This window comes from Sulfurospirillum oryzae, from assembly GCF_025770725.1.
GTDB classification, from domain to species: Bacteria; Campylobacterota; Campylobacteria; order Campylobacterales; family Sulfurospirillaceae; genus Sulfurospirillum; species Sulfurospirillum oryzae.
Window position 1 is genome coordinate 30,933 of record NZ_JANZKZ010000002.1, and the last position, 25,935, is coordinate 56,867.

Sequence of the window (25,935 nt, forward strand, 5' to 3'; positions counted from 1 at the left end):
GCGCTAAAGCTTGCCTCTTGCGAGGCAGAAAAATGTTTACATGTAAAACGAGAAAAGTAAAATACTTCCAACATAAATTTATTATAAAAGTGCTTCGATTTTTCCTTCGAGCTCTTTGATATGTTGGCGTAGCTTATCGCCTTCCATGCGGTATTGACTGTTACGGGTACGAAGTGATTTAAGGTCATTTTTGACCTTTTTAAGTTCATCACTTAAAATATCAATATTACCCAGTGAGCGTTGAAGCTGTACTTGATATTTACGGATGACTACTTCGGCATCGTTGAGAGTTTGTTTGACGACAATATTACTGCGCTTCTCTTTGCGTAGAAGCGTTTTGAAGTAAAACACCATAATCAACAAATAGATACAAGCGGAAAAAAGTACCGTTGCTACAACCCAGTCAAATGCCATGGTTATAACTCTATTTTAAGAACGCGTTCAGCGTGTCTACCACCCTCGAATGAGGTAGTACACCAAGCTTTAAGCATGGACTCAATAACACCTAGTCCCACGATACGCTGACCAAAACAGAGTACATTGGCATCATTGTGTGCTCGCGCCATCTCAGCTGTGTAAGCATCATGACAAAGGGCTGCTCGAATACCAATATGTTTATTGGCAGCCAAGCTCATACCGATGCCTGATCCACAGATAAGAATGCCTTGTGTGCCACTGTTCTTGAGAACTTCGAGGCAAAGAGCGTGTGCGTAGTCAGGATAATCAACGCGCTCATCGTTAAAAGGTCCAAGATCAATGACTTCGTGCCCCATGTGCTGAAGCATGACAATGACATCGGGTTTGATGGCGATGCCTGCATGATCGGTTGCGATAAAAAACTTCAAGGAAATGTCCTTCTATAAGGTAATAAGGACGATTATAGCACAAGGATTATTATAAATTCCAAAAACAGACTCTCCTTAGAGAGCCTGTTAATATAACCATCCGATAACGTAGCGAATTGGTAGAAAAAAGTAGTGTGAAAGCGGGGTTGCAATGAAAATAATAAGAATGATCATGCCATAGCGTTCCATGGATTCATAAAAGCGCACAATAGGAGTCCATTTCATAATCATCGCAAAGTACGTCAACGCATGTGAACCATCAAGAGGTGGAACAGGATAGAGGTTGAAAAGTCCTAAAACCACATTGTAGATTAACGACTGGATTAAGAAATAGACAAAGAAATATTCTATCAGCGTATTGACTTCGTGCAGGTCTTTAAAAAAGCTGAGTAAGCCTGCGCATAAAAGTGCGAGCGTAAAGTTGTAAGCAATGCCCGCTAAAGCGACGTGAATGGCAGCCTTATAGCCGCCATTGCGAATCACCGTAGGGATAAAAATAGGCACAGGTTTTGCCCAACCAAACATAAAAGGAGCACCGCTAAAAAAAAGCACAGCGGGCACGATGATGGTTCCTACAATGTCAACATGTACAATAGGGTTGATGCTAAGGCGACCTTGATATTTAGCGGTTGTATCGCCATAACGGTACGCGACATAGCCATGCATGATTTCATGCCCAATAATAGCCATCATAAGGGCTAAAACAGTGGCAACGATCTCAAGAATGTGAATATTGTCCATTACAAAAAGCTCTCGTCGTATTGCATAGAGTCAACAAAACGGCCTATTCGGTTCCATCTGATTTTGTAGTCATCATCCCATGAAAAATAGATAAACCAAGGTTTTCCTACAATAAGGCTATACGGGACACTTCCCCAAAAACGACTGTCATTAGAGTGGTCACGATTATCGCCCATCATAAAAAAGTGATCTTTTTCAACTTTCGCATAAAACGCATTAAATCCATATCCTGATAGGCTAGGAAGCTCTTGGACAAGGGCTGGTTTCATTGCAAGTTGATTGGCGCCTAAATGTAAAACCATTTGTTGGAAAAGATTGATAGCGTCATCGTAGTGGATGCCATGAAATTTCTCAATGTAAGGGTTGTTTACCCAGAGTTTGCCAGCAATAGTTTTGATCTTCGCTTCAGGATAATTGGCTTTAATGTACTCATCACCTTCTGAAAAATGGATATAAAGGTTTTTTTCTTGGAAAAGAATCTCATCGCCCTCTGTGGCAACACAACGCTTAACATAATGTACTTTTTCATCTTTTGGATAGCGAAAAACAACAATGTCTCCACGTTGGGGACGACTGCCTTCTATAATGTGCCCATTACCTTTAAAATCGGGCAATACAGGAACTTCTATCCAAGGAAGATGTGGCGTTGCAATGCCATACGAGAATTTTTTAACAAAAAGATGATCGCCAATAAGCAATGTTTTGATCATTGACCCACTAGGAATGACAAACGCTTGCGCGACAAAGAAAATAACAAATAAAACGATAACAATCGTACCTGTCCAACTGTTGGAAAAGGTATAAAAACGGTTTAGTAAATTTTTCATAGATATCCTAATGTTAACGGTGATGTGCAGCTTTGATGGTGTTTTCCAACAACATTGCGATGGTCATAGGCCCAACTCCGCCAGGAACGGGGGTAATGTAACTGCATTTTGGTGCGACATTTGCAAAGTCAACGTCACCTACGATGCGTCCGTCTTCGGTTTTATTGATGCCAATATCAATGACAATCGCACCCTCTTTAATCATATCTTCGGTAATAAGGTTTTGCTTACCCACTCCCACGATGACAAGGTCAGCCTTCTTCGTATGTGCTTTAAGATCTTTGGTGAAGATATGGCAAATATCAACCGTTGCACCTGCATTTAAAAGAAGGTTCATCATCGGTTTTCCAACGATATTGCTTGCACCCACGACGCAGGCATCAAGACCTTTTGTGTCAATTTGATAGTGTTCTAAAAGACGCATTACACCCAGAGGGGTGCATGGTACAAAACTGTCCAGTCCAGCAACCAAACGACCAACATTGAAGGGATGAAAACCATCAACATCTTTTTTAGGATCAATCGCTTCAATAATTTTTGTGGTATCGATATGTTTTGGAAGAGGGAGTTGAACGAGGACACCATCAATATTTGGATTGTCGTTAATCATAGCGATAGTCTCTAGAATTTTCTCTTGCGAAATCGTCGTTGGCATCTTATGAATGATGGAGTAAATGCCCGCAATATCACACGCTTTTTCTTTCATTTTGACATAGGTTTGGCTCGCGGCATCATCGCCGACTAAAATCACGGCAAGACCTGGTGTTACACCTTTTTCGCCTAGTTTGATACTCTCTTTTTTGAGTTCAAGTTTGATTTGATCTGATAGTGCTTTTCCATCGAGGATCTGCATTCAAACATCCTTTTAGTTCATTTTTGATACTATACCAAATTACGAATAAAGAGAGGATAAAGCAGTTTTGATGCGATTTTGGCTTACATGTAACGTGTTACTATTTTTGTTTATAACACCACTTTTAAGTGAAGATTTTATCTCTAAAATGGAATACGCAAAGATGCTTTATTCCAATCCACGAGGTATTGGATGCAACAAATGCCACGGTGAAAAAGGTGAAGGTGCGGTCATCTCAAAATACTCATCCAAAAACAGAGATGTTGTTCTTGAAGCGCCCAATATAACCACGGTTTCAAAAGAGCGTTTTTTTCAAGCACTGACCTCTCAGCACAGAGTGATGCCAACATACTTTTTAACATGGCAAGAGATCGACAGCCTGTACTATTATGTTTCCAGTGAAGTCAAAAAGTAGAAAGTCGTTTGTTTAAAAACTTTCTGTAAAATAATATAAAAATAACGAGAGGAAATGAAAAATGCACTATGATAAAAGCATTAAAGCGTATGAAAAAGCTAGAAATGTTATTCCTGGCGGAGTAGATTCTCCTGTACGTGCGTTTAAAAGTGTGGGTGGAACGCCCTTGTTTATTAAAAAAGGTGAGGGTGCGTATCTTGTCGATGTCGATAACAATCGTTATGTTGATTATGTTCAAAGTTGGGGTCCACTGATTTTTGGGCATGCTAATAAAAAAATTGAAAAAGCGGTTATTAAAGCGGTTAAAAAAGGACTTAGTTTTGGTGCTCCTACCAAAGCGGAAACCAAGCTGGCAAGCCTTATCTGCTCACTCTTTCCTGAAATGGATAAAGTGCGTTTTGTCAGCAGTGGCACCGAAGCGGTTATGAGTGCGATTAGACTAGCGCGCGGCTTTACATGTAAAGATGACATTATCAAGTTTGAAGGCTGCTATCACGGACATAGCGACTCGCTTTTAGTCCAAGCAGGAAGCGGTGCGGTTACTTTTGGGTGCCCAAGCTCTCCGGGTGTTCCTGCCGATTTGACGAAACATACACTTTTAGCAAAATATAACGACATCAAAAGTGTCAAAGAGTGTTTTAAAAATTCTAAAAACATTGCTTGTATTATCATCGAGCCAATTGCGGGCAATATGGGTTTTGTTCCTGCCGATGCAAAATTTTTGGAAGAGCTTAGAGCTTTATGCGACAAACACGGAACATTGCTGATTTTTGATGAAGTTATGAGCGGATTTAGAGCAAGCCTCAGAGGTGCTCAAGGTGTTTACCAAACCGTGCCAGACTTGGTGACGTTTGGTAAAGTTATCGGTGGAGGAATGCCTGTGGGTGCGTTTGGTGGACGTGCTGAAATCATGGATAAACTCTCCCCAGATGGTCCCGTATACCAAGCAGGTACACTCAGTGGAAATCCTGTAGCGATGGCGGCGGGACTTGCTTCTTTGGAGCAAATTATTGATGAGTCTGATTTATATATAAGACTAGAGAAAAAAGCGAAAAGACTTGTTGAAGGGCTTAGAGATGCGGCTGCAATTTCGGGCATTACCCTTCAAGTAGGCGCTATTGGCTCAATGTTTGGCTTCTTCTTTAATGAAAAACCTGTGAAAAATTTTGATGATGCCCTAAAAAGCAATACAACATGTTTTGCCGCCTTTCATCAAGGTATGTTGAGTGAAGGTTTTTACTTTGCATGCTCGCAGTTTGAAACAGGCTTTATTAGTGATGCCATGAGCGATGAAATGATTGAAGATACCATCGAAGCGGCAATAAAAGTATTTGAAGAGATAGCATGAGCGAAGAGAAAAAACCAAAATACGGTAAACTCATTGAAGGTGCTGAACAGCTCTCATTAGGTATTTCTATTGTCGTCGCTGTTTTGATTGGTATTGGTGTTGGAATGCTTATGAGCAACTGGTTTAATACACCATGGCTTCTATGGGTCGGTGTTTTTTGGGGCGTTGGTGGAGCGATCCTCAATGTCTATAAAGCTTACCAAAAAAATGTTGCTTCCTTGGATGAACTCAAAGATGATGTAAGGTATAAAAAATACCAACAACCCAAAGATGATGATGAAGATGAAGACGACAAGTAGGCTTTTGCGCTTTTACCTCATGGGTGATGTTCTTGTCATTCTTCTCTCTTTGGTGCAAGGCGGAGATTGGCTACTCAACACGCAAATAGCTTTTGCATGTTCACTGCTCATCACAATGGCATCGTTTCGCTCGTATCATACATTTGTTCAAAGACGAGTCGATGCAGGACTCATTCCCAATGATAAATTTGACAAGTATTATGAAGATGACAAAGAAGATGATGAGGATGATGAAAAAGAGAGCGTTGCTCCAAGAGTCTCTAAAATAGGCTTTAAACAGAGCTTTCAAAATCTTGCTTTAAGCTATAAAAGTGCGCTTTCACTGTATCGTATCCTCTCGTATGGCGTACTTTTCTTGGCGGTGCTTTTTTTAATTCGCCATGATAACTTGGATGCGATGGCATTTTTTGTGGGACTCAGTGTGGTGCCACTTTCGAGCTTTTTATCTGTTTTTTTTGTTAAAAAGGGTTTGAATGAAACGAATGAGTAATGAAGAAGCCTTACGTCTGATTCGTGAGGTAGACCTTAATACATTAGGGGAAATGGCGTTGAAGCGAAAAATGGAGCTTCACCCTGAAAATTTGACCACGTTTGTTGTTGATCGCAATATAAACTATACCAATGTTTGCTGGGTTGATTGTAAATTTTGCGCTTTTTATCGTCACCATAAAGAAGATGAATCTTATGTGCTCTCTTTTGAAGAAATTGGTCAAAAGATTGAGGAATTGATCGAGATTGGTGGAACGCAAATTCTTTTCCAAGGCGGCGTTCATCCAAAGCTTAAAATCGAATGGTATGAAGAGCTCGTAGAGTGGATTAGTACGAATTACCCTAGCATTACCATTCATGGATTTTCAGCCATTGAAATTGATTACATCGCTAAAATCTCAAAGATCAGCTACCAAGAGGTTCTGTTGCGTCTTCAGAAAAAAGGACTTTACAGCATACCAGGAGCAGGAGCTGAGATACTGAGTGACCGTGTCCGTGACATCATAGCCCCTAAAAAATTAGGGACTGAAGAGTGGCTGGGTGTGCATAGAGCCGCCCATAAAATCGGTATGCGTTCAACGGCTACAATGATGTTTGGAACCTTAGAGAGTGATGAAGAGATCATTGAGCATTGGGAAAAAATCAGAGAGCTTCAAGATGAGACAGACGGCTTTAGAGCGTTTATCATGTGGAGTTTTCAAAGCGACCATACCAAGCTCAAAGAAGAACATCCTGAAATCAAAAAGCAGTCATCAAATCGTTACCTCAGGCTTTTAGCCGTCAGTCGTTTATACCTCGATAATTTTAAAAACATCCAAAGCTCATGGGTGACGCAAGGCAGCTACATCGGTCAGCTTGCCCTCATGTTTGGAGCAAACGATCTAGGCAGTACGATGATGGAAGAGAACGTCGTCAAAGCAGCAGGAGCAGCAAACCGCATGAATCAAGCGGAGATGATTAAACTCATCAAAGACATCGGTTCTATCCCTGCCAAACGCGATACTTCGTACACGATATTGGAGAAGTTCGCATGAAAAGAGTATTTTTTACAATAATGATTTTGTTACAAGGAGTATTAGTGAGTCAAGAGATTAGTCAAATCAATGTCAATGGTGTGGAAATTCCTATCGTATTTGAAAAGGATGCCTCACTTCCTCTGGCTTCGATACAACTTGTGGTTAAAAATGCGGGTAGCATGGAAGATGCGCATAATGAAGGTGTTGCCAAATTTTTAGCAGCAATGCTGGGCGAAGGTACCAAAGAGATGGGTGCAACGGCATTTGCAGAAGAGCTTGAATTTCGTGCCATTAGTCTAGGTGCTCACAGCGGTGTTGAAACCCTTGTCTTTGAAGCATCTGCCCTAAAAGAGCAGTTCCCTTATGCTATGGATATGCTTAAAAAATTGCTTAAAAGTCCGAACTTTACCAAAGAGAGCTTCGATAAAATCAAGCTTCTAACCCTTGGAATGCTTTCCAATAAAGAGAGTGATTTTGACTACATCGCCAATCTCAATTTGCAAAAACTCATTTTTGAAAATACGCCATTTGCCCATGCGTACAGTGGCGATGTGAAAAGCATTAAAGCACTTAAACTGAAAGATGTTGAGAATTTTTACAAAGAACATGTGAATTTGGAGAGTCTTATCATCGTTGCGGGTGGCGATATAGAACTCGAAGAGGTGAAGAAACTGCTTCTTCCGGTGTTGGCTGAAATCAAACATGGAAAACGCCGTGACATGGCTTACTTTGATGCTAATAAAAATGCAAAAGAGCTGATTGTTTCTAAAGAGAGCGAACAAGCGTACATCTATTTTGGTGCTCCTTTTTACATGAAAAGTGGTGATGAAGAGGCGTATAAGGCCAAAGTAGCAAGTTTCATTTTAGGAGAGAGTGGTTTTGGAAGTCGTTTGATGGAAGAGGTGCGCGTGAAGCGAGGTTTGGCATATTCAAGTTATAGTCGAACGAGCATAGGTAAATCAAACAGTAGTTTTACAGGACATCTTCAAACGAAAAATGAGAATTTGGATGAAGCTAAAAAAGTGGTTGCCGCTGAAATTAAACGTTTTGTGGATGAGGGCGTTACAGAAGATGAACTTGCTCAAGCAAAACGCTTTTTACTTGGGAGCGAGCCACTTCGCAATGAAACGCTTTCTCAGCGTCTTTCTCGCGCATTTTTTGAGTATTATGGTGGATTTGAGTTGGGACATTCTAAAAAGCAGTTAGAGAAAATCGAGAAATTAAGCCTTGAAGAGCTTAACCGTTTCATTAAAAAACACGATGAGATCACAGCCCTTAGCTTTTCGGTAGTCACGAAACGTGAAAAACCTTGATCTTGATCCGATCGATAAGGAACGCTTTAAAAAAATAGGGGTAGTAACGCTACTGGATTTAGCGCTACTCCTCCCTCATTCTTATGAAAACACAACCCTTTCTCCCACACCGCTTTTAGAGCAAATCAACACCTTACATGTAAAGGTGATTTCGCTCAAACAAAGCCCTAAAGTTTTTCAAATTCTCTTTTATGTTGAGGCATGGAAAACGCATCTTGACGGTGTCATTTTTGCGGCAAAACCTTACCATAAAACACTCTTTAAAGTGGGGAATGAGCTTTATATTAACGGGAAAGTGCAGTACAATGGTGGCAGGATGCAGATGGTACAGCCTAAAATTGTGACAACCATCAACACCTTAATACCAAAGTATAAAACAACCCTTCAAAACAAAACGGTTATAGCTTTGATGGAGTGTTATCTCACCCTTGATGCACTCTTAAATGAGGGCTTACATGTAAAAGAAGCCGAGAGTATTTTAAGCTTGCATAGACCTAGTGCCAAAGAGGCAAGTACCATAAGCAGTTTTGGTTACTCGGAATCCATACAAAAAGTGTTGAAATATGTCGAAATTCATAACTACCTCAAAAAACTCTCTGGTAAAAAGGTGAGTTTTCCCTCTTGTGCAAAACTTGATGGCGATGAAAAACCGTTCATCGCCTCGCTTCCTTTTACGTTAACGACCGATCAGCAAAAAGTCATTGGTGAGATCAAAAATGATTTTTTAAGTGAAAATGCTGCCAAGCGTGTCATTATGGGTGATGTTGGCTGTGGTAAAACCATGGTTATCTTGGCATCAGTTATGATGGCGTATCCTAAAAAATCTGTTTTGATGGCACCAACCACCGTACTTGCCAACCAACTTTTTGAAGAGGCAAAGAAGTTTTTGCCTTTACATGTAAAGAGTATTTTAGTGACACAAGAGGCAGAGAGTAAAGATCCTTTAGAGAATTTTGATTTTATTATCGGCACACATGCTCTTTTGTATAGGGAACTTCCAGAGTGTGCGCTTGTGATGGTCGATGAACAACATCGCTTTGGTACGAAACAAAGAGCACTCCTTTCAGCACTTGTTTCAAAACAGGCGTGGCATCCGCATTACTTACAGTTCTCAGCGACGCCGATTCCAAGAACTCTGAGCATGATTCAGTCTTCCTTGGTTGATTTTTCATTTATTAAAATGCTTCCATTTCCAAAAGACATTACCACCAAAGTGATTGTCAAAAAAGATTTTAAAGCGTTGGTTGAGCATCTCAAAAGTGAAATTGCACACAATCATCAGTGTATTATCGTCTATCCTTTGGTGGAAGAGAGTGAGATGGTGAACTACCAGTCCATTGATGAAGGGCGTGGTTTTTGGGAGAAAAATTTTGAGAAAGTCTATGTAACGTATGGGAAAGATAAAAACAAAGAAGAGATATTAAAAGCCTTTAAAGAGGAGGGCAATTTGCTCATCTCTACGACAGTGGTCGAAGTGGGTATATCGCTTCCAAGGCTTTCAACCATCGTTATCGTCGGTGCAGAACGATTAGGGCTCGCTAGTTTGCATCAACTTCGTGGACGCGTAAGTCGAAATGGTTTAAAAGGATACTGTTACCTTTATACCAATTTAGCCAAAAGCGAGAGGCTTGAAAAGTTTAGTCAAACGCTTGATGGTTTTGAGATCGCGGAGCTTGATTTACAGTACCGCCAAGGTGGTGATGTGGTGGAAGGAAGCATCCAAAGCGGTAAAAAGCTGGTTTGGTTTGAAATGGGTAGCGATGAGGAAATTTTAAAAGAGGCGAAAAGCAGAATAGAGGAGGCTAAAAGCCTCCCCAAAGCTTAGGTTTAATAAAGTCCGAATCTTCCATCGGTTTTTTTATACATAACGCGGAATTTATCTTCCATATCGTGGAAAACGATAAATTGTCTATCTGAGGCTTTGAGTTCATTCATAGCATCTTCAACCTCGACAGGTTTATAGCTGTTAAGACGCATTGGAACGATCTCATCATCACTTCCTTCAGCATTCTCGACAACTTCAGGTACAGCAACAATACCTTCAATTGGTTTATGGGTATTAATTTTATCGTGGTGACGTCTAAGCACTTTTTTTGCTCGTTCAATCGCAAGATCTACCGCAGCATAAACATCTTTATCTTTTTGTTGAATAACAACGGTGTTTTTATGTGCCATGTTAATAGCAAATTCGACATTAAAGCCTTTTTTGCCATTTTTTTCATCCGCTGAGATCACAGTACGCACAGAGATAATGTCCAAATTGTATTTGCCAAGAGCATCAACTGCTCCTTCGATATAAGCCTTGATTGGCTCGGTCAAATCAAATTGTTTTCCTACGATACTTGTGTTCATCTTGTCTCCTTTTCCTTACCCTTTTCGGGGTTGATAAAACAAGTATAACAAAACGAACCTTAAAGCAAAAGGAGGTTTGAAAGGCTAAGATTAGGGCTTTTGGATAGTGCGGCGATGAAGACGAATTGGCTCTGAGGAGATGTTGTTATCAGTATTCGTTGAAACAATTGTGTCGATGATAACGGTACGATTGGAGTCTGCTGTTTCAACCAAGTCACTAAGGATATTGCAGTTGTTATTGGAAGCTGTAGCCAAACCTCTCCCTAAGTAATTAATTGTGACATTGATGTCAAAAATGGCATTTGCTCCCGCTTTTGGGTATTGCGCATTAATAGCATTCAGACAACCATTAGTCGTGTTGATATCATGCCCACTAATCGCAAGAAGCGCGAACTCAGTGCCACTTTGCACGAGGAGTTCAGCTTGTTCTCTTAAAAAGAGATCGGTTGTTTGTTTGGTTGAGAAGCTCGAAAACGAGAGTGCAAGAGCGGCGATAGAAGCGACAAGCACTATAAAAATAATTGCGGTTATGAGTGTAAATCCTCTACGCATTAGAATATTACCTTTTCTTTACAGGCACTAAAATCAAAGTCGCCACTTTGGTTATTGTCATGAATACAAAGTTTGATACGCACAACATCTCCTTCTTGGCGAATTCTAAAGGTACTGACGTGTTCAGAAAGGACAGAGGTTGTTCCATTTGCTGTATATGTTTCGCCTTGCCAAGGTTGATAATTATAGACAAGCGTAAGGTTGAAATCACTGGCATTGCCAACAGGTACGAGTGCATAAGCGGTATGCGAGAGATAGTACTGCTCGAAGAGATCACCAGAACCAACACCATCGTTATCAAAATCGGTCAAATTGTCATCAGCAGGAATATGTAAGCGGGTATTGGCTCCAGCAACTTTCGAAACGCGAACCGTATAATTCCCACCACCTTGTGAATAGTAGCTGTTAACATTATAAAGAGGTTTAGAATTTTTGAAAATGAGAGCTGGTAAATTTCCATTTTCATTGTTCATATCGACGTCACCGTTTGTGAGTGCCAAAATGATATCGCGTGCAAAATCAAGTCTACTACCAGGTGTTTCCAATGTTCGTGTGGCAAGCTTGGTATTGTTACTATCCATATCGATAAATCCACTCCACCCTGGCACAACAGAAACACCATCATGTTCACCTAAAAAGCTTTCATTGCTAATGCCAATCCATTCAATCGTTCCATAAGTACCATCAGCACTTGGAAGAGGAACAATACTTCCTGGTTTGATAGCTCTTACACTATCTTTAATGCGGTATTGTAATCGTTTGGCTATTTGCTCTAGTACAATTTCTGTTTGGCTTTGCAGACGATTTATAGCGCGGGTACGCAAATAGTTTTTATATAAACTCGCCACAATCTCTGCTCCAATACTCGCCACAATACCAAAAACGACGATAACCATTACCAATTCTATCATAGTAAAAGCGGAGTGTTTTTTCATTGGTAAGGCCTTGATGGAAGAAGAGTTGATTCACCTATGTTGCATGAAAAAGCCCGTAAAGTTATAGCACTTTGTGCTCCAGCAACTTGAACAGAAATCGTTTTAATGTTGGTAATAGTTGCATTGTTGTCAGGATTTAACACAAAAGTTCCCAGCGTTGATGAAGTATAGTTTGCAGCATCTGCAGCATAGGTAACAGTCGTGGTTAAGTTAAGATCAAAAATATAATCTAAATTTTGAGCATCTTCGCCTGCTGTAACCGTTAGAGCAATAGCTGGCAAGCCACTAAAATCATCAATGTCATCTAAATCTCCACCATCAGAACCAATAGCAGACGCAGATCTATTATTTAGAGCTACTGTTGCATCATACAATTTACGTCTATTGTCGGCATTGATATGACCTATACGCTGATTGGTTGTTCCAATGCGTCCTAGTTCTGGATCGCCATTGGTAGTATCTAAAACAAACGAGCGCTGTGCAGTTGCATCATAGCTTTTATCATCCCATTCGTAGGTCAAAATATCGCCTATTTTGGCTTTCGCAGCAAGGATGGCTTCTTGTTGCATAGCAAAGGCATTGTTGTTTTGTACTTGGGTGAGAATGAGTGGTAAGCTCATGACGACTATGCCCATGACAACTATAGCAACAACTAATTCGAGCATCGACATTGCAGAACGCATTACCATTCCATCCTACGGTTCGTTCGTGTAGAAGTGTTAACATCCACAGTTTGACCAAGCTTTCCTTCTCCTGCCCAATTTCCAGGACGTGTGAATTCAACATTAAAATCATTGGTTGCAGCGTTAGCGTTGAAAAGGTTGAACAGTAACCAAGAAGAAGGCGTCATTTGTATACGGTCAGTGTAAGGGGCTAGTGTTCCAATTGGTAAGGAAAGCGTATTTGCTTCAAATCCATTAACAATAGCATTTGACGCATTTGGATTAACAATTGTTGTTCCTCGTGGTGTAAAGGCTGTTACTTTACCATTTGTTAAATCATTATGCAAGTTGTTTTGATACCAGTTGAGTGAAATAGGGCTTTGGGAACCTGTGATATTAAAATCAGCTTTATTACAGTTTGAATTACAATAAACTTCATAACGAATTGTTGCAGGAATGGGGCTTTGACCTCGATAATCTGTAGAATTTACCCTACCATAGTAAAAAAGAGAGCTTTGGTTCAGGTCTGTAGTTCCTTTAATTGTATCGGTATCGGTTACATTGAGGTCACGAAGATTAAGCTTTATAGGATTAGAAGATTTTGTAGTATTCCTATCAAAATTGAGTTTAAGATTTAGTTTTGCTGTACCATTAGTGTCTGTTCCAAAAATATTTTTGCTAATTCCTGCAAGGTTTAGTCCTGCATTAATAAGAGAAAACCCCGATGTTGAAGTATTGGTCTCTAAAAATTTGATTTGTGTAATGGAATTAGCAGGAGAAACTGTAAGTGCATCATAAGAGATATTGTAGTCTGTAGCTTTTGCATAACAAGCACTGTTATAGTTTGTTGCATTAGTGTCTAAAAACGATTTAGCAGTAATGGTAACATTAAGCTCTGAAGACATATTCAGATCATTTGAAATATAGGTAAAATTGCCATCATTGTAATTCTTAAACGTTGAAGCCAATGAAAAATGATCTGGAGTATAAGATATATTTTGATCAAATGGTGTTATATAGCGTTGAGAATCTGATGTATCACTTCGATCAATGTATGCGAATTCTGTGCCAGATGTTTCTCTCATTTTTACATTAATAATCCCTATTTCACTATAAACAAGATCATAAGTAGCAAAACCATCTATTAAAGGGACGGAGGTTCCTGTTATATTATAACTTCCTGTCAGACAACCTGTTTTTGTTTCAATGTATTCAAAAGGAGCACCTTGTGTATAGTTTAGAGCTGCAGCATCGGCATCATCTTTAGCATAAAACGAAACAGTGTATGTTTTTCCAGCTTTATATGGAGTTGCTCCTGTAATAACAAAATCAAACTTATTGGGTCTTACTGCAAAATCATCAGAATCGACAGATTTACAATACGTCTCTTTACCCGATATGCATGTAGCCGTATTGCCTGTTTTTGTCCAGCAATCTGTCCATTCTTGTGTGTCCAAAGAACAGTACTTAAATTTGACAAATAGCCTTTTTTTTGCTTGTGGCCATATCTGATTTCCTGATGGCCAACTAGAAGCAGGGAGTTCAAATCTACCTGTGGTTTTTAATGCATTAAATGACCCTGATCCATTTCTCTTTATATCACCAAAATAGTGTATGTCTCGAGGCGTTTCAGTAGATCCAACCATATAGGTATCATCCATAAAAATACCAACACTCACATTGCGATTAGCTTCAAGTGCTGTTAAAGAGTCATTTAAAATAGCGATATCAAGGCTGAAAGGTCTGTTGACAACTTTTGTTTGAATCGCTGTATTAGTAGCTTCACTGCCCGAAGCAACCGAATGTTCAATCGCTTTAAAGGGTCCAAGTACAAGTCCATAACGTGTGGTAAAGTCATAGTTGTCTTCTGCCATACACATGTAATCGTAGTAAGCATAACGAGCGTCGTAGTCATCCAGATGTCTTACTCTTCCATTACTATCAAATAAAAAGTTGAGCCAAGCACCACCAGTATAGTTACCATTCGGCTCATAGTAGGGGTAGTCTGACGTTGAATGATCAAAATTGACACCCGCTCCTGTCCTTGAGATAAACCACTCATTGGTTTTATTGAGATCTGCTGCACCTAAAATAGAAACCCAACCTTTAGCACCCATGGTTGCTGAAAAAGGATATGCGCCATCTGATGAGTTTGTATCGGTCGTTGAATATATTGCTTTTGCAGATGAAATACCTAATTCTGATGTGTTTAGCCCCCAACTGTAATAATCCCTATTGGCATCACCTCCATCATTACTGACACGTGCATAATCTGTTGCAATTGCGCTAATGTTGTGCATGGGTGAGCCGCTCATCCATCCTGGAGAATGATTGTCAGTGCCGTTATTTCCTTTCCACATTTTGCTTGCACCTGAAGAGTCATGGTTGCCATTGTAAGGAAAATAGACACCAAAGGAACCATACGGCCAAATAATACTACTTTGTTCTGAGGCTAAATAGTAATGATCATTCATAAAAACATTATATTTTTCTTCAATGGTGCCGGTATAGTGTACCCATTCCGATTTTTTATTGTATAAAAATGCTCTAACTCTCTCAAAAGTGTCTTCATTGTTGGGGACAAAAGGGAAAAGCCCAAACTTTGAGCATGTATCACTTTTATTGACCAAATCACTTTTTGTATTAGTTACTTTTCCATCCATTGCCAAAGAAAATGTCCATACCCAGTTTAGGTCGGTCTGATACCAACAGTAGGTAACAATAGGGCGACTAGCAGATGTAATATCAGTAGCGTTATAACTTCTTGCTTTAGAAAAAGGTGAAATCCAATAATGCCCTTGTATAGAAGAGCTGGCTAAAAAAGTTGTTGGCACAGCTTCTGCCATCGTTTTACAGCTTTTTTGTAAGACTTCATTTCCGTCATAGACTAAATAACGGTAATCATCCAGTAGTTTTAATTTCATCTTATCAATATTACAGATGGCTTTATTATCGTAATCAAGGCTATTAATTTTGACATCTTGCCCATAATAGGCAGTTCTTAGTTTTGCTTGTGTACAGTTTGAGATGGTTGTATTGCCCCAGTCGATAGCAAAAGGTGTAGCTGTCAAGTTAATATTACTAAATGAAGAGCCCATCGTTTGAAACGTACTGACTGTTTGAGGAGATCTTAATGAAGGATTGACAATGACATCCAGTGTGTATGCATTAATTTCTATAGCTTGAAAAGGGACTCCATTAGTTGTAGCTTCATTATAATAATTTGTACTACCTAATGTATTGCTATTAAAGACAAAGTTATTCGAACTATTTTTATTTGGGAGGGCTATAAAATCGCGATTGTTATAGCAGTAAATCTCAATCGATTTGTTGATGTCATTATAAGGGTTAACAACATGAAAGCCATTAGAAAGTGCATTTGTGCCACAGTATCCCATGTCATCATTGATGATAGTACCTGTAGCAGTTGCTCGTGCAAGAGTTGCGTTGACTTCATTGGAAAGTATGATGGTGAATGTCTCATTATTTTCTACTAGAGTATCGCCTTTAGTGAGTACAGAAATAATTTTTGTGAGATTTGCATCTGATGAGCGAAAAAATAGTGTTCCATTTGTAGCGTTATAATCGCTTCCTGCCGTTGCAGTTCCATCCAATGTCGCGTACTGCACAGACGCGTTTGCCGCTTCTGAAATGGTAACAGTGAAGTTCATATTGCTATAGCTGGTATTGCCTTCTGTTAGATTTGCATCGGCAATAGTTATTAAAGGATACGTGCGAAGGTTTGTTGATGGAACAATTTGAAAAGGAATAGATTTATTATTTTGCCAAGCAAAATGAGCATAAGCTCCTCCACCACCTTCTTGAAAACGAATTTCAATAGGATAAGTACCTGCATTCAAGTTATTAATCGAAAAATTATTATATGATGTATCTCCTCCTGTCCATGTTCCGTTGCTATAATATTGCGTTCCATTAATTTTAACACTCATAAAATCATCATGTGCGCAATAAAAAGTATAATTCGCTTTTTCTGGGATGATAATATAGCCTGACCAGATAATGCTAAAGTTATCATTATTGATAGAGCCAGAAGGACTCCCATATCCCCAGCTAAAATCGATAATTGAATCTGTTCGTATGAGTGTAACAGGTTCTGTATAACTAGTATTGTTATAGTATTTACCCGTTAAACCATTTGCGGCATTTAAGTTTGAAATAGAGATTAACAGTAAAAAAAATAATATTAAAAGGCTATTTTTTTTCATACATCACCTCTTGAATCTTTACATGTAAAGGTTTGAAAACGGGTACAAAGTAGTACACGTTTTACTCAGATTTTTCTTTATTCAAAAATTGTGAAATACTTTCCATTAAGCCAAAATCAGGATAGAGGTTTGCGTCTAAAACAACTTGTGCAACGCTTCCATTGTCGACGTTAAAGACAAGTGGCGCAATAAAATTAATCGTTGAAGTCTCGATAGGGGTTGCAATAATCATAATGTTTAAAATAAGAATGTTGGTTTTTTCATTAATATCAAGGAGTGCTCTAAAGTACTCAGGAATCTCAAACTCGTAAGGACGAATCATAAAAGGATTGATAAGGACAAAGGTTGTTGCATCAGATTTTGAGATAAATTTCACAAAAAAATCATCGACTTTTTCAAGTTCAGCTTCTTTAATGGTTTCAAATCCAGGGATCGGTGCTTTAACAGAGAAGATCATACTATTCCTTTTGCAAAATAATTATTTTATCTATTGTATCATTTTGTACGTTAAATGAGTCAATAACCTCAAAACAAATCGTCTCAAATGGGAAAATATCTATTTTTATTTTAGGATAACAAAAAAGAAGATACAATAGGTTTTTTTAACACAAAGGATAGAGTGAATGAAGATAGCAAATGTTCTTATTGTGGCGTCATTGATGGTTTTAATCAGCGGTTGTGCCTCCAAAGATAAAGAGGTTTTCAATATGCCAGCAACCTATTGGTATGAAGAGATTGCCAAAGAGATTAAAGCTCAAGATTTGGAAAAAGCAGACTCGCGCTACACTTCTTTAGCCAGTGAGCATATCGAATCTCCACTACTTCCTGAAGCAATGATGATGTTAGCCAATGCACATATTCAAGACGAAGAATATGTTTTGGCAAATTTTTACCTTGATGAGTATCTTAAGCGTTATGGTAACAAAGCCAATGCTGATCATGTTCGTTATATGAAGATCAAAGCTAATTATGAAGCATTCCCTAACCCAAATAGAAATCAACAACTTCTTTTAGATACCATTGTTCAAACAAAAGATTTTTTAGCGAAGTATCCAAATTCGAAATTCCGCCCTTTGGCTGAGACTATTTTGGTGAGATTGCAACTAGGTGAGTACTTTTTAGATGAAAACATCAAAGATCTCTACTCACGTGTTGATAAACCAGAAGCATCTAAATCATTTGAAGAAAAATTGAAACAATCTTCTTTGGGTGAAGCTAAAATCGTAGAACCAAACATCCCTTGGTATCGTTCTTGGTTTGAAAAAAAGTAGACAACAAAACTTTTTATTTACTTCTTTACTATACAATCTAATTATCGCATAAGAGCTTGGCTCTTATGCTCTTACATGTAAAATACCAAAAACACAATATGACGGAGGTTGAGAGATGAAACTCAGTGACTATACCGCATTCCCAGCGGACATTCCTATTGTCGTAGAAGACAATCTATTTTTATATCCTTTTATGATTTCACCACTTTTTTTAACCGATGAAGAAAATATTCGCGCGGCTAATGATGCATTAGATCACAATTCCTTAGTCATGGTTTGTACAGCAAAATCGGGTAGTGAGCATGGGCGCGATTTTAATGCGATTTATCCAGCCGGTGTCATCGGCTCTATTATGCGCAAAGTTGACCTTCCTGATGGAAGAGTGAAAATTCTTTTTCAAGGCATGCAAAAAGGCAGAATTATAAAAGAGCTCACGAGCACACCCCTTCGGGCAACAATCGATTTGATCCATACGCATCGCTCTGAGGCTATGAAAGTTGAAGCGACGTTGGCAGTTTTGAGAGAAAAAATTGCGCTTTTAGGAAGCTTGGGAGGACAATTTCCACCTGATTTGATTAAAACGATTGAAGATAACAATGACATTCATCGCATCACCGACCTTGTTGCAAGCAGTATGAAACTCAAAAAAGAGCAAGCTTATAAGCTTTTTATCGAAGAAGATGATGAAGCTAGGTTGTTACAACTTATTGACTATGTCATTGAAGAAATTGAGTCAAGCCGTTTGAAAAAAGAGATTAAGACTAAAGTGCATTCTCAGATTGAAAAAGTGAATAAAGAGTATTTTCTTAAAGAACAACTCAAACAGATTCAAAAAGAGTTAGGAACGGACAATCAACGCGAAGAAGAGATTGAAGAGTATCGCAAAAAATTAGAAACTAAAAAAGAGCACATGGACGAAGATGCGTACAAAGAGATCAAAAAGCAGATCGACAAGCTTTCTCGTATGCACCCAGATTCGGCTGATGCCAACTTAATTCAGAGCTATCTTGATTGGGTTATTGAGATACCTTTTGGAAAAGCAGCGAAGAAAAACCTTGATGTTTTAGAAGTTAAATCACAACTTGACAAAGACCATTATTCGCTTGAAAAGCCAAAAGAACGCATTGAAGAGTTTTTTGCTGTACGCGAGTTGCTTTCAAAACGTGGCATTGCAGACAAATCAGCGAATGGTGCTATTTTATGTTTTGCAGGCCCTCCAGGTGTGGGTAAAACCTCTTTGGCAAATTCGATTGCAAAAGCGCTCAAGCGTAAACTTGTACGTATTGCACTGGGCGGTCTAGAGGACGTCAATGAGTTAAGAGGTCATAGACGCACGTACATTGGTGCGATGCCAGGGCGTATCGTGCAAGGCATCATCGAAGCTGGAGAGATGAACCCTGTTGTGGTACTTGATGAGATCGATAAAGTCGCACGAAGTTTCAGGGGAGATCCAACAGCGGTTCTTTTAGAAGTGCTTGATCCAGAGCAAAATAACAAATTTAGAGACTATTACCTAAACTTTAACATTGATCTTAGCAAAGTGATCTTCATTGCCACTGCGAATGAAGTAGGCTCTATCCCTGCACCGCTTCGTGATCGTATGGAGTTTATCTTTGTGAATTCGTATACGCCACAAGAAAAGTATGAAATCGCTAAAAAATACCTCATTCCTCAAGAGCTGAAAAAGCATGGTTTGAAAAATAACGAAGTGAATATTTCTAAGCCTACATTACAGCTGGTTATTGCAAATTATACACGAGAATCAGGGGTAAGAAATTTACGTCGTAGAATCGCTGATATTTTACGTAAAGTGGCGAAACAGCTTTTAATAGATCCAACGATTGATAAAGTGAGTATTACCCATACTAATTTAAAAGAGTACTTGCCAAAAACCGTTTTTGAAATCGATGAAGTCGATAAAGAAAACAGTGTTGGTATCGTTAATGGACTTGCTTGGACGAGTGTCGGTGGCGATGTGCTCAAAGTTGAGGCGATTCGCATTCAAGGAAAAGGCGGCATTCAGATCACAGGCTCACTCGGTGATGTCATGAAAGAGTCTGCCAAAATAGCACTTAGTGTGGTTAAAGTCTTGATCGATAACGGCAAGATAGACGTACCACTTTCCATTATCCCAACAACAGGGACGGATAAAGAAGATACCGCTAAGAAGATTGAGCCAAGCGATGTGTACAGACGCTATGACCTTCATATACATGTACCAGAGGGTGCTACGCCAAAAGACGGCCCAAGTGCGGGTATTACCATGGCAACAGCGATTGCTTCGATACTGTGTGATAAAAAAGTCAAAAGCGATGTGGCGATGACGGGTGAGTTGACCTTAACGGGTAAAGTACTCCCTATTGGTGGACTTAAAGAAAAACTCATAGCTGCGTACAAAGCAAAGATCAAAACAGCATTGATTCCTAAGAAAAACTATGAAAAAGATTTGGACGAAATTCCTGATGAAGTCAAAGAGAAGATGAAGATTATCCCTGTGTCTAGGGTAGAAGAAGTCTTGGAATTTGCGTTAGTGAAATAAACAAGAGAGAAGCTAGATGGGAGACCATCTAGCTTTACATGTAAGGCTTATTGTTGTAATTGCTCGAAAGGAACAGCAACAACTTTTTGAGTGTCAATGATGTATGGGATAACCGCTGTAGCACGAGCGCGTTTGATCGCTAGTTCTACCATCTCTTGATGTCTTTTGCAGTTACCAGTTAAACGACGAGGCATGATTTTGTATCTCTCGGAGAGAGAATGTCTCAAAATTTTTGCATCTTTATAGTCAACGTATTCTACTTTTGCTTCACAGTATTTGCAGTATTTGCGTGCAAATTTTCTTTTCTCTGCCATTTTTTATCCTTTACTTATTTTTATCACGACTCTTAGGCAAAGCCTAATCGTCACTAAAGCTTGCCTTTTTCAAGGCAGATATTTTTACATTGTTATGTAAAAATAGCTAAAACGGTATTTCGTCATCGTTAATATCGATGCTCGGAATTTCATGACCACTATATTCAGGAGTAGATTGTCTTGGATAGGCTGCGGGTTTTTGTGGGTTAGCGTTATAACCTACGTTTGGCGTAGCTGAAGGCTCACCATAACTTCCACCCATCTCTGCACCGCCTTCTTGTCCAGCACCACGTGAATCAATCATCTGGAGTGTTTCAACAGTGATAGAGTGCTTAGAGCGCTTTACACCTTGTTGATCAGTCCATTGATCGAGTTTCAAACGACCCTCTACCAATACTTTTTTGCCACGGCTTAGGTATTGATTCGCGATCTCTGCAGTACGTCCAAAAAAGGTGATGTCGATAAAGCACACTTCTTCACCTTGACTTCCATCTTGCTTTTTAAAGCGACGATTGGTCGCAAGTCCAGTGGTACAAACAGCGCCACCATTAGGTAGGTAACGAAGTTCGCAATCACGTGTGAGGTTACCAAGCATAATTACTCTATTGAACATCATGGCTCCTTAATTAAGCTTCAGTTGTAACAACAGTTGGTTCTTCTACGATCTCTTTAGCTTCAACAACAGCAGCAGGTGCTTCACTTTTTTTAGTGATTTTCTCAACTTGTTTGTTCCAGAATCTAAGTTCTTTTTGATTTTCAAATTTAACAGTCATAAAGCGAATAAACTCTTCAGTAATTCTGATAAGTCTCTCAACTTCAGCAATAGCAGCTGTAGGAGCAGTGAAGTAGAATACTACATAAGTTCCGCGCTCAAATTTATCGATTTGATACGCAAGTTTGCGTGTACCCATCTCAAGTTTTGCAGTGATTACTGCACCATTTTTCTCTAAAATTTCTTTTAGATAGTTTAGTTTTGCTTGTAGTTCTTCTACAGTTAATGTAGGTTTTACTACAACAAGCAACTCATAATGTCGCATCGTTTCTCCTTCTGGATTTCACCCAAATAGATTAGTATTTGAGTAAGGATTTTTTAGAATAGGCGTGGATTATACTGTAAATCACCTTATGCATTTCTTATTTCGCTAAGTCGGGAAGGTTATAAAGAACTTTGAAGTTTAATTAAACGAGAGAGAAGATAACTTGTTTTTTCAACATTTCCCATTTTTTTGAGGCGGTATTCAGCATCGATCAATAGATTAGAAAGCTTATGATAGGTCGCAAGATCAATCTTGATAGAGTGCTGGGAGCGTTGCGCTGCTAACTGTGGAGGAAGAGGGTAGCCAAGAATGGCCTTAGCATCGAAGGCACCGTTTAATTTAATATAAGCATGGAACAAAAAGAGCTGTGTTACATGGGCTTGAATAGCGTTTATAATTCTAATTTCTTCGACGCCATCACCTTCAACAAGGCGTTCAAACTCTTCTTTGATGTCTTTTTTCTCAAGTAGTTTTGTAATGAAATGATCCATGGAAACAGACCCAAGTCCATAGACAAGTGTGTTAATATCGTTGATTCCAATTTCGCGATTTAGCACCAAAAGTTTTTCGCATTCATTAACACACAAAGAGAGATCTTCGGTGTGGATCATGTAGAGGTGCTGCAGGGCATAGCGGTCAATGGAAAGTCCAATGGCATGGGCATGGTTGTGCAGTAGCTGTATGGCTTCATTAAACTCGGCTTTAAAGAGGCGTACAAAAGCACCCTCATTTTGTTTATCGAAGAGCTTGGTAAGTGGGGTTGCTTTTTTATCTTCTCCAAAATATTGGTAGATAAAGTAGCTTGAATCATTTTTGGTACACAATCCAACGAGTGTCTCAATCTCTTTTGTGGGAATCGTTTTATCGGTTTTAACAATCAAAATATTGCGATCGCCAAAAAGAGATGACTGGGAGAGAAAATTCTTCGCAGAACTGAAGTTGTACTCATCAAAATACATCATCACTTTCTCTTCGCTTCCCGCATTTAAAAGAGTCAAAAGTTGTTGTGCAAGCACGTTGTTTTGGTATGCGCATGCACCGTACAAAAGAGTTGATTTTGGGGCTTTATTCGCTTTTAAAAGTCCTTCAAATTCTCTTTTATACATCAAAACTCCTCGTTACTCTGGCGTAAATTCTAGCGGTTGCAATATTACTCTCGACAATTTTAATTTCAATACGTTGGAGCAAATGGACATCATTGTCGAGTAAAAAGATGCGAGCACCTTTAAGTTCATCGTCCAGTTTCGCAATAGGATTTTGTTCGGTTTCAACGACAATGGCTTTGAAATTATCGCCTACATGTAACGCCATATAACGCGCAAATTTACGGTCCATAAAATCCCACGCGACTTTGTCACTCTCTCGTTCTAGGTTACTAATTTTTTCGCACAGCGGTGCAATGTCTTTAAGTAAGAAGGTGAGCTTTTTCTCATCATTCGCCATCTTCGCTTTTAACAGACGGTGCAACGTAAGATCACTGTATCGTCTAATTGGGGAGGTGAAGTGTGTGTACATATCAAAGCCAAGTCCAAAGTGTCCTTTGTTCTCAGGCTCATAAATTGCCTTTTTTTGACTTTTGATGATGAGTTTATCGACTTCTTCACGAAGTCCTAACGTATCAGCTTTGGCTTGAATTCCTTGGATCATCTTAGGAATATCAGCACTTAGTTTTGCATTAATGCCAATAAGGGCTAAGTCATTTAAAAGCATTTCCATTCGTTCATACGACGGGCTATCGTGTGTTCTAAAAATACCAAAGCCCAGTTTTTTTGCTGCGGCTTTATTGGCTAAAAGCATACAATCTTCAATCAAACCATGCGAAGGTGTCTCTTCTTCTATGGTTGTGGAAAGGAGGTTTTGGTGCTCATCAACCCGCATTCGCACTTCGGAAGAACGAAACGAGAAGGCATTTTCAAGCCTCATGTCTCGCAATTTTTGGGTGAGTGAATGCAAGGGTAAAAGATACGCTAAGATTGTTTTATCTGCAGCATCAGCCTCATCGGTTTTACCTTGTAAAAATTGGTCTATTTTTTCATAAGTATAGCGCTTGGATGAATGAATAATACTTTCAAAAAGTTCCTCTTTGAGCGGTTTACATGTAAGAGGATCGAGCGTGATTTTAAAGGTATAAGCAAGGCGGTCGACATTGGGTTTTAGGGAACAGATGTTTTCACTGAGTGCGCGTGGAAGCATCGGAATAGATTTGTGGGGAAAATAGATCGAAAAGCCGCGTTCAATGGCTTCTTTATCGATAGGTCCCATTGGATAAACGTATTCACTGACATCGGCAATAGCAACGTAGAGCGTGTGGTTTTCGACATCAAAATAGATGGCATCATCAAAATCTTTCGCGTCTACGGGGTCGATGGTGCAAAAAGGCAAATGAGTGAGATCAACACGGTGCGGATAGTACGATTTTTCGACAAAATCACCGTGGCTTTTGGCTTCCGTTTCGGCTTCTTTAGAGAAAAACTCTTTTTTATCAAAAAGAGCTAAAGAAATTTTTTCATCGACCAATGGGTCGTTCAATACGCCTAAAACTTCTTCAATGACATTGGTAATGTTATCAATCTTTAAAACGCTTCCAAGTGGAAGTTGCTTGAGTGATTTTTGGCTGGCAGTAATGTCAAAAATAGACTCATTTTTAACATTAATCCCAACGACTTTACCTTTACTCATCTTCGTGTAAACAATGCTTTTTGCAAAAGCGCGTTGGGCAATGTAGACAACAACAGCTTTGGCACGTCCTCCTCGTTTATTGGCGACGCGTTTTGCGACAACGAAATCGCCACGCATGGCACCATGCAGGTCTTTCGCTTCAATGATAATGTCTTTTGAACGCGTAGGTTCCAAAGAGCTTAAAAATCCTGTTCCACTAAAAGCCACGTCCATTTTTCCGACGAGATGGGAAGAATCGAGTACATAAAGATCATTTTTAGCAACCAGTGCTCGAAGTTGGATTAAGGTTTTAAAATGAGGGAGAAAAGGGGAAGGCACATCTTTTTGTGCCACCCCTTGGCTAAGGCTTAAAAGAAAGTTTTTCACTGTTTAAATTGCTCAACGGTTTGTAAAAATGGCTCAGTGTTTAATCCGTACTCTTCAAGAAGTTTGAGTGAGCGATCAATCGATGTCTCATCAAGTTGTCCAAAAATATTAATACTGTTTTTAACAATATTGAGTGCAGCAGAAAAAGCACGGATGTGCTCTTGCGCATTTTCTGGGTCATTCGAAAATTTAATGGATTCGACCAGTTCAGCTTCTAAATTCCATTGTTCAAAAATTTTTGCTGTAATCTCTTCGTTTGAAAAGCCCACATACTCTTTTTCTAAGGCTGAAAGTTCATTGGGTGTTCTAACAGAGGCAAGCGCTGCTTTAAAAGCACCATCTTTTTGTTGCTCAATGAGCTCATGCGCAATGATGATTTTGCCAACTTCCATCATAAAAGAAGCAGGTTGAAGAACATCGAGCATTGCCTTATTGACTTTTGAGTACCACTTAAACATGAATGTGCTTTGAAGCGTACTAATTTCTAAAAAAGTGGTGTTCGATAAGTGGTATGGTGCAAGATCAATTTTGATGTTTTGTTTGATAGCACTAGAAAGGGCAAAACCACGTACGGTTGCCATGCCAAAAAGCGATACCGCATGAGCGATATTTTTAATTTCCCTGCTAAAGCCATAAAGAGGTGAGTTGGAGGACTTTAAAATGTTGGCAGTTAGCATTGGATCGCTCTCAACGACTTTGACAAGATCGGCTAATGAGCTGTTTTTATCGACGCAAATACGCTGTATTTTTAAAACCGTATCATCAAGAGGCGGAAGCGCTTTGATTTTTTTTAAAATATTTTCGTCCATAAGTGATTCCTAGTGATTTGTTTATGACCAAATTCTATCTCTTGTTG

General features: G+C 39.2%; 26 protein-coding genes. 9 read left to right on the forward strand and 17 right to left on the reverse strand.

The window, feature by feature from the left end:
• Window positions 1-81: 81 nt before the first annotated feature.
• From N0B29_RS04625 to folD, 5 genes are all read right to left on the reverse strand, one after another.
• Window positions 82-414, reverse strand: coding sequence for a hypothetical protein (locus tag N0B29_RS04625; RefSeq protein WP_263832537.1), 333 nt, complete (start codon window positions 412-414; stop codon window positions 82-84).
• A gap of 2 nt (window positions 415-416) precedes the next feature.
• Window positions 417-845, reverse strand: a complete 429-nt coding sequence (gene rpiB / locus N0B29_RS04630) for a ribose 5-phosphate isomerase B (RefSeq protein ID WP_263832538.1) — start codon at window positions 843-845, stop codon at window positions 417-419.
• A gap of 87 nt (window positions 846-932) precedes the next feature.
• Window positions 933-1,586, reverse strand: a complete 654-nt coding sequence (locus N0B29_RS04635) for a site-2 protease family protein (RefSeq protein WP_263832539.1) — start codon at window positions 1,584-1,586, stop codon at window positions 933-935.
• Entirely contained in the window at window positions 1,586-2,413 is an 828-nt protein-coding gene (gene lepB, locus N0B29_RS04640) for a signal peptidase I (protein WP_263832540.1), read from the reverse strand. The genes N0B29_RS04635 and lepB overlap by 1 nt, the downstream gene beginning before the upstream one ends.
• Window positions 2,414-2,426: 13 nt before the next feature.
• Complete coding sequence (gene folD, locus N0B29_RS04645) at window positions 2,427-3,266, reverse strand: bifunctional methylenetetrahydrofolate dehydrogenase/methenyltetrahydrofolate cyclohydrolase FolD (protein WP_263832541.1); 840 nt, start codon at window positions 3,264-3,266, stop codon at window positions 2,427-2,429.
• A gap of 70 nt (window positions 3,267-3,336) precedes the next feature.
• On the opposite strand from folD, the gene N0B29_RS04650 reads away from it, so the two are divergent.
• The 7 genes from N0B29_RS04650 (at window position 3,337) to recG (ending at window position 9,971) form a co-directional block, all read left to right on the forward strand.
• Window positions 3,337-3,681, forward strand: a complete 345-nt coding sequence (locus N0B29_RS04650) for a c-type cytochrome (RefSeq protein WP_263832542.1) — start codon at window positions 3,337-3,339, stop codon at window positions 3,679-3,681.
• A gap of 61 nt (window positions 3,682-3,742) precedes the next feature.
• Window positions 3,743-5,029: a glutamate-1-semialdehyde 2,1-aminomutase gene (gene hemL, locus N0B29_RS04655; protein ID WP_263832543.1), complete on the forward strand. Its 1,287-nt coding sequence runs from the start codon at window positions 3,743-3,745 to the stop codon at window positions 5,027-5,029.
• On the forward strand, window positions 5,026-5,328 hold the full coding sequence (locus N0B29_RS04660) for an AtpZ/AtpI family protein (RefSeq protein ID WP_263832544.1): 303 nt from the start codon (window positions 5,026-5,028) through the stop codon (window positions 5,326-5,328). Before hemL ends, N0B29_RS04660 begins: the two co-directional genes overlap by 4 nt.
• Window positions 5,312-5,818 (forward strand): hypothetical protein, encoded by a 507-nt coding sequence (locus N0B29_RS04665; RefSeq protein ID WP_263832545.1) that lies wholly within the window; start codon window positions 5,312-5,314, stop codon window positions 5,816-5,818. Before N0B29_RS04660 ends, N0B29_RS04665 begins: the two co-directional genes overlap by 17 nt.
• Window positions 5,802-6,851, forward strand: coding sequence for a dehypoxanthine futalosine cyclase (locus N0B29_RS04670; RefSeq protein WP_263832546.1), 1,050 nt, complete (start codon window positions 5,802-5,804; stop codon window positions 6,849-6,851). Before N0B29_RS04665 ends, N0B29_RS04670 begins: the two co-directional genes overlap by 17 nt.
• A gap of 44 nt (window positions 6,852-6,895) precedes the next feature.
• Window positions 6,896-8,146 (forward strand): M16 family metallopeptidase, encoded by a 1,251-nt coding sequence (locus N0B29_RS04675; protein ID WP_318526690.1) that lies wholly within the window; start codon window positions 6,896-6,898, stop codon window positions 8,144-8,146.
• Window positions 8,133-9,971 (forward strand): ATP-dependent DNA helicase RecG, encoded by a 1,839-nt coding sequence (recG, locus tag N0B29_RS04680; protein ID WP_263832548.1) that lies wholly within the window; start codon window positions 8,133-8,135, stop codon window positions 9,969-9,971. Before N0B29_RS04675 ends, recG begins: the two co-directional genes overlap by 14 nt.
• Before the next feature lie 2 nt (window positions 9,972-9,973).
• Here recG and hpf read toward each other — a convergent pair whose 3' ends face one another.
• The 6 genes from hpf to fliW all read right to left on the reverse strand — a co-directional run bounded on the left by hpf (window position 9,974) and on the right by fliW (window position 17,330).
• Window positions 9,974-10,498: a ribosome hibernation-promoting factor, HPF/YfiA family gene (gene hpf / locus N0B29_RS04685; protein WP_263832549.1), complete on the reverse strand. Its 525-nt coding sequence runs from the start codon at window positions 10,496-10,498 to the stop codon at window positions 9,974-9,976.
• 90 nt (window positions 10,499-10,588) lie between these two features.
• A complete protein-coding gene (locus tag N0B29_RS04690) occupies window positions 10,589-11,050 on the reverse strand; it encodes a type II secretion system protein (RefSeq protein WP_263832550.1) in 462 nt (153 codons plus the stop codon).
• Window positions 11,050-11,985: a type II secretion system protein gene (locus N0B29_RS04695; protein WP_263832551.1), complete on the reverse strand. Its 936-nt coding sequence runs from the start codon at window positions 11,983-11,985 to the stop codon at window positions 11,050-11,052. The genes N0B29_RS04690 and N0B29_RS04695 overlap by 1 nt, the downstream gene beginning before the upstream one ends.
• Window positions 11,982-12,668 carry a type IV pilus modification PilV family protein gene (locus N0B29_RS04700; protein WP_263832552.1) on the reverse strand — a complete coding sequence of 229 codons (687 nt, stop codon included), beginning with the start codon at window positions 12,666-12,668 and terminating at the stop codon, window positions 11,982-11,984. The genes N0B29_RS04695 and N0B29_RS04700 overlap by 4 nt, the downstream gene beginning before the upstream one ends.
• Entirely contained in the window at window positions 12,668-16,873 is a 4,206-nt protein-coding gene (locus N0B29_RS04705; protein WP_263832553.1) for a PA14 domain-containing protein, read from the reverse strand. Before N0B29_RS04705 ends, N0B29_RS04700 begins: the two co-directional genes overlap by 1 nt.
• A gap of 61 nt (window positions 16,874-16,934) precedes the next feature.
• Entirely contained in the window at window positions 16,935-17,330 is a 396-nt protein-coding gene (fliW, locus tag N0B29_RS04710; RefSeq protein WP_263832554.1) for a flagellar assembly protein FliW, read from the reverse strand.
• A gap of 166 nt (window positions 17,331-17,496) precedes the next feature.
• Between fliW and N0B29_RS04715 the strand changes: the two genes are divergently transcribed.
• Window positions 17,497-18,144, forward strand: coding sequence for an outer membrane protein assembly factor BamD (locus N0B29_RS04715; protein WP_263832555.1), 648 nt, complete (start codon window positions 17,497-17,499; stop codon window positions 18,142-18,144).
• 115 nt (window positions 18,145-18,259) lie between these two features.
• Window positions 18,260-20,683 (forward strand): endopeptidase La, encoded by a 2,424-nt coding sequence (lon, locus tag N0B29_RS04720; RefSeq protein WP_263832556.1) that lies wholly within the window; start codon window positions 18,260-18,262, stop codon window positions 20,681-20,683.
• Between the two features lie 47 nt (window positions 20,684-20,730).
• Here the strand turns inward: lon and rpsR are convergent, their stop codons facing one another.
• The 6 genes from rpsR to N0B29_RS04750 all read right to left on the reverse strand — a co-directional run bounded on the left by rpsR (window position 20,731) and on the right by N0B29_RS04750 (window position 25,888).
• Window positions 20,731-20,997, reverse strand: a complete 267-nt coding sequence (rpsR, locus tag N0B29_RS04725) for a 30S ribosomal protein S18 (protein WP_041959792.1) — start codon at window positions 20,995-20,997, stop codon at window positions 20,731-20,733.
• 106 nt (window positions 20,998-21,103) lie between these two features.
• Window positions 21,104-21,610, reverse strand: a complete 507-nt coding sequence (locus N0B29_RS04730) for a single-stranded DNA-binding protein (protein WP_263832557.1) — start codon at window positions 21,608-21,610, stop codon at window positions 21,104-21,106.
• Window positions 21,611-21,623: 13 nt separating this feature from the next.
• On the reverse strand, window positions 21,624-22,034 hold the full coding sequence (rpsF, locus tag N0B29_RS04735; protein WP_263832558.1) for a 30S ribosomal protein S6: 411 nt from the start codon (window positions 22,032-22,034) through the stop codon (window positions 21,624-21,626).
• A gap of 119 nt (window positions 22,035-22,153) precedes the next feature.
• A complete protein-coding gene (holA, locus tag N0B29_RS04740) occupies window positions 22,154-23,140 on the reverse strand; it encodes a DNA polymerase III subunit delta (RefSeq protein WP_263832559.1) in 987 nt (328 codons plus the stop codon).
• Complete coding sequence (locus N0B29_RS04745) at window positions 23,133-25,079, reverse strand: VacB/RNase II family 3'-5' exoribonuclease (RefSeq protein ID WP_263832560.1); 1,947 nt, start codon at window positions 25,077-25,079, stop codon at window positions 23,133-23,135. The genes holA and N0B29_RS04745 overlap by 8 nt, the downstream gene beginning before the upstream one ends.
• The gene (locus N0B29_RS04750) at window positions 25,076-25,888 is read right to left on the reverse strand and encodes an HDOD domain-containing protein (protein ID WP_263832561.1); all 813 of its coding nucleotides are present in this window, start codon (window positions 25,886-25,888) and stop codon (window positions 25,076-25,078) included. The genes N0B29_RS04745 and N0B29_RS04750 overlap by 4 nt, the downstream gene beginning before the upstream one ends.
• Window positions 25,889-25,935 lie beyond the last annotated feature (47 nt).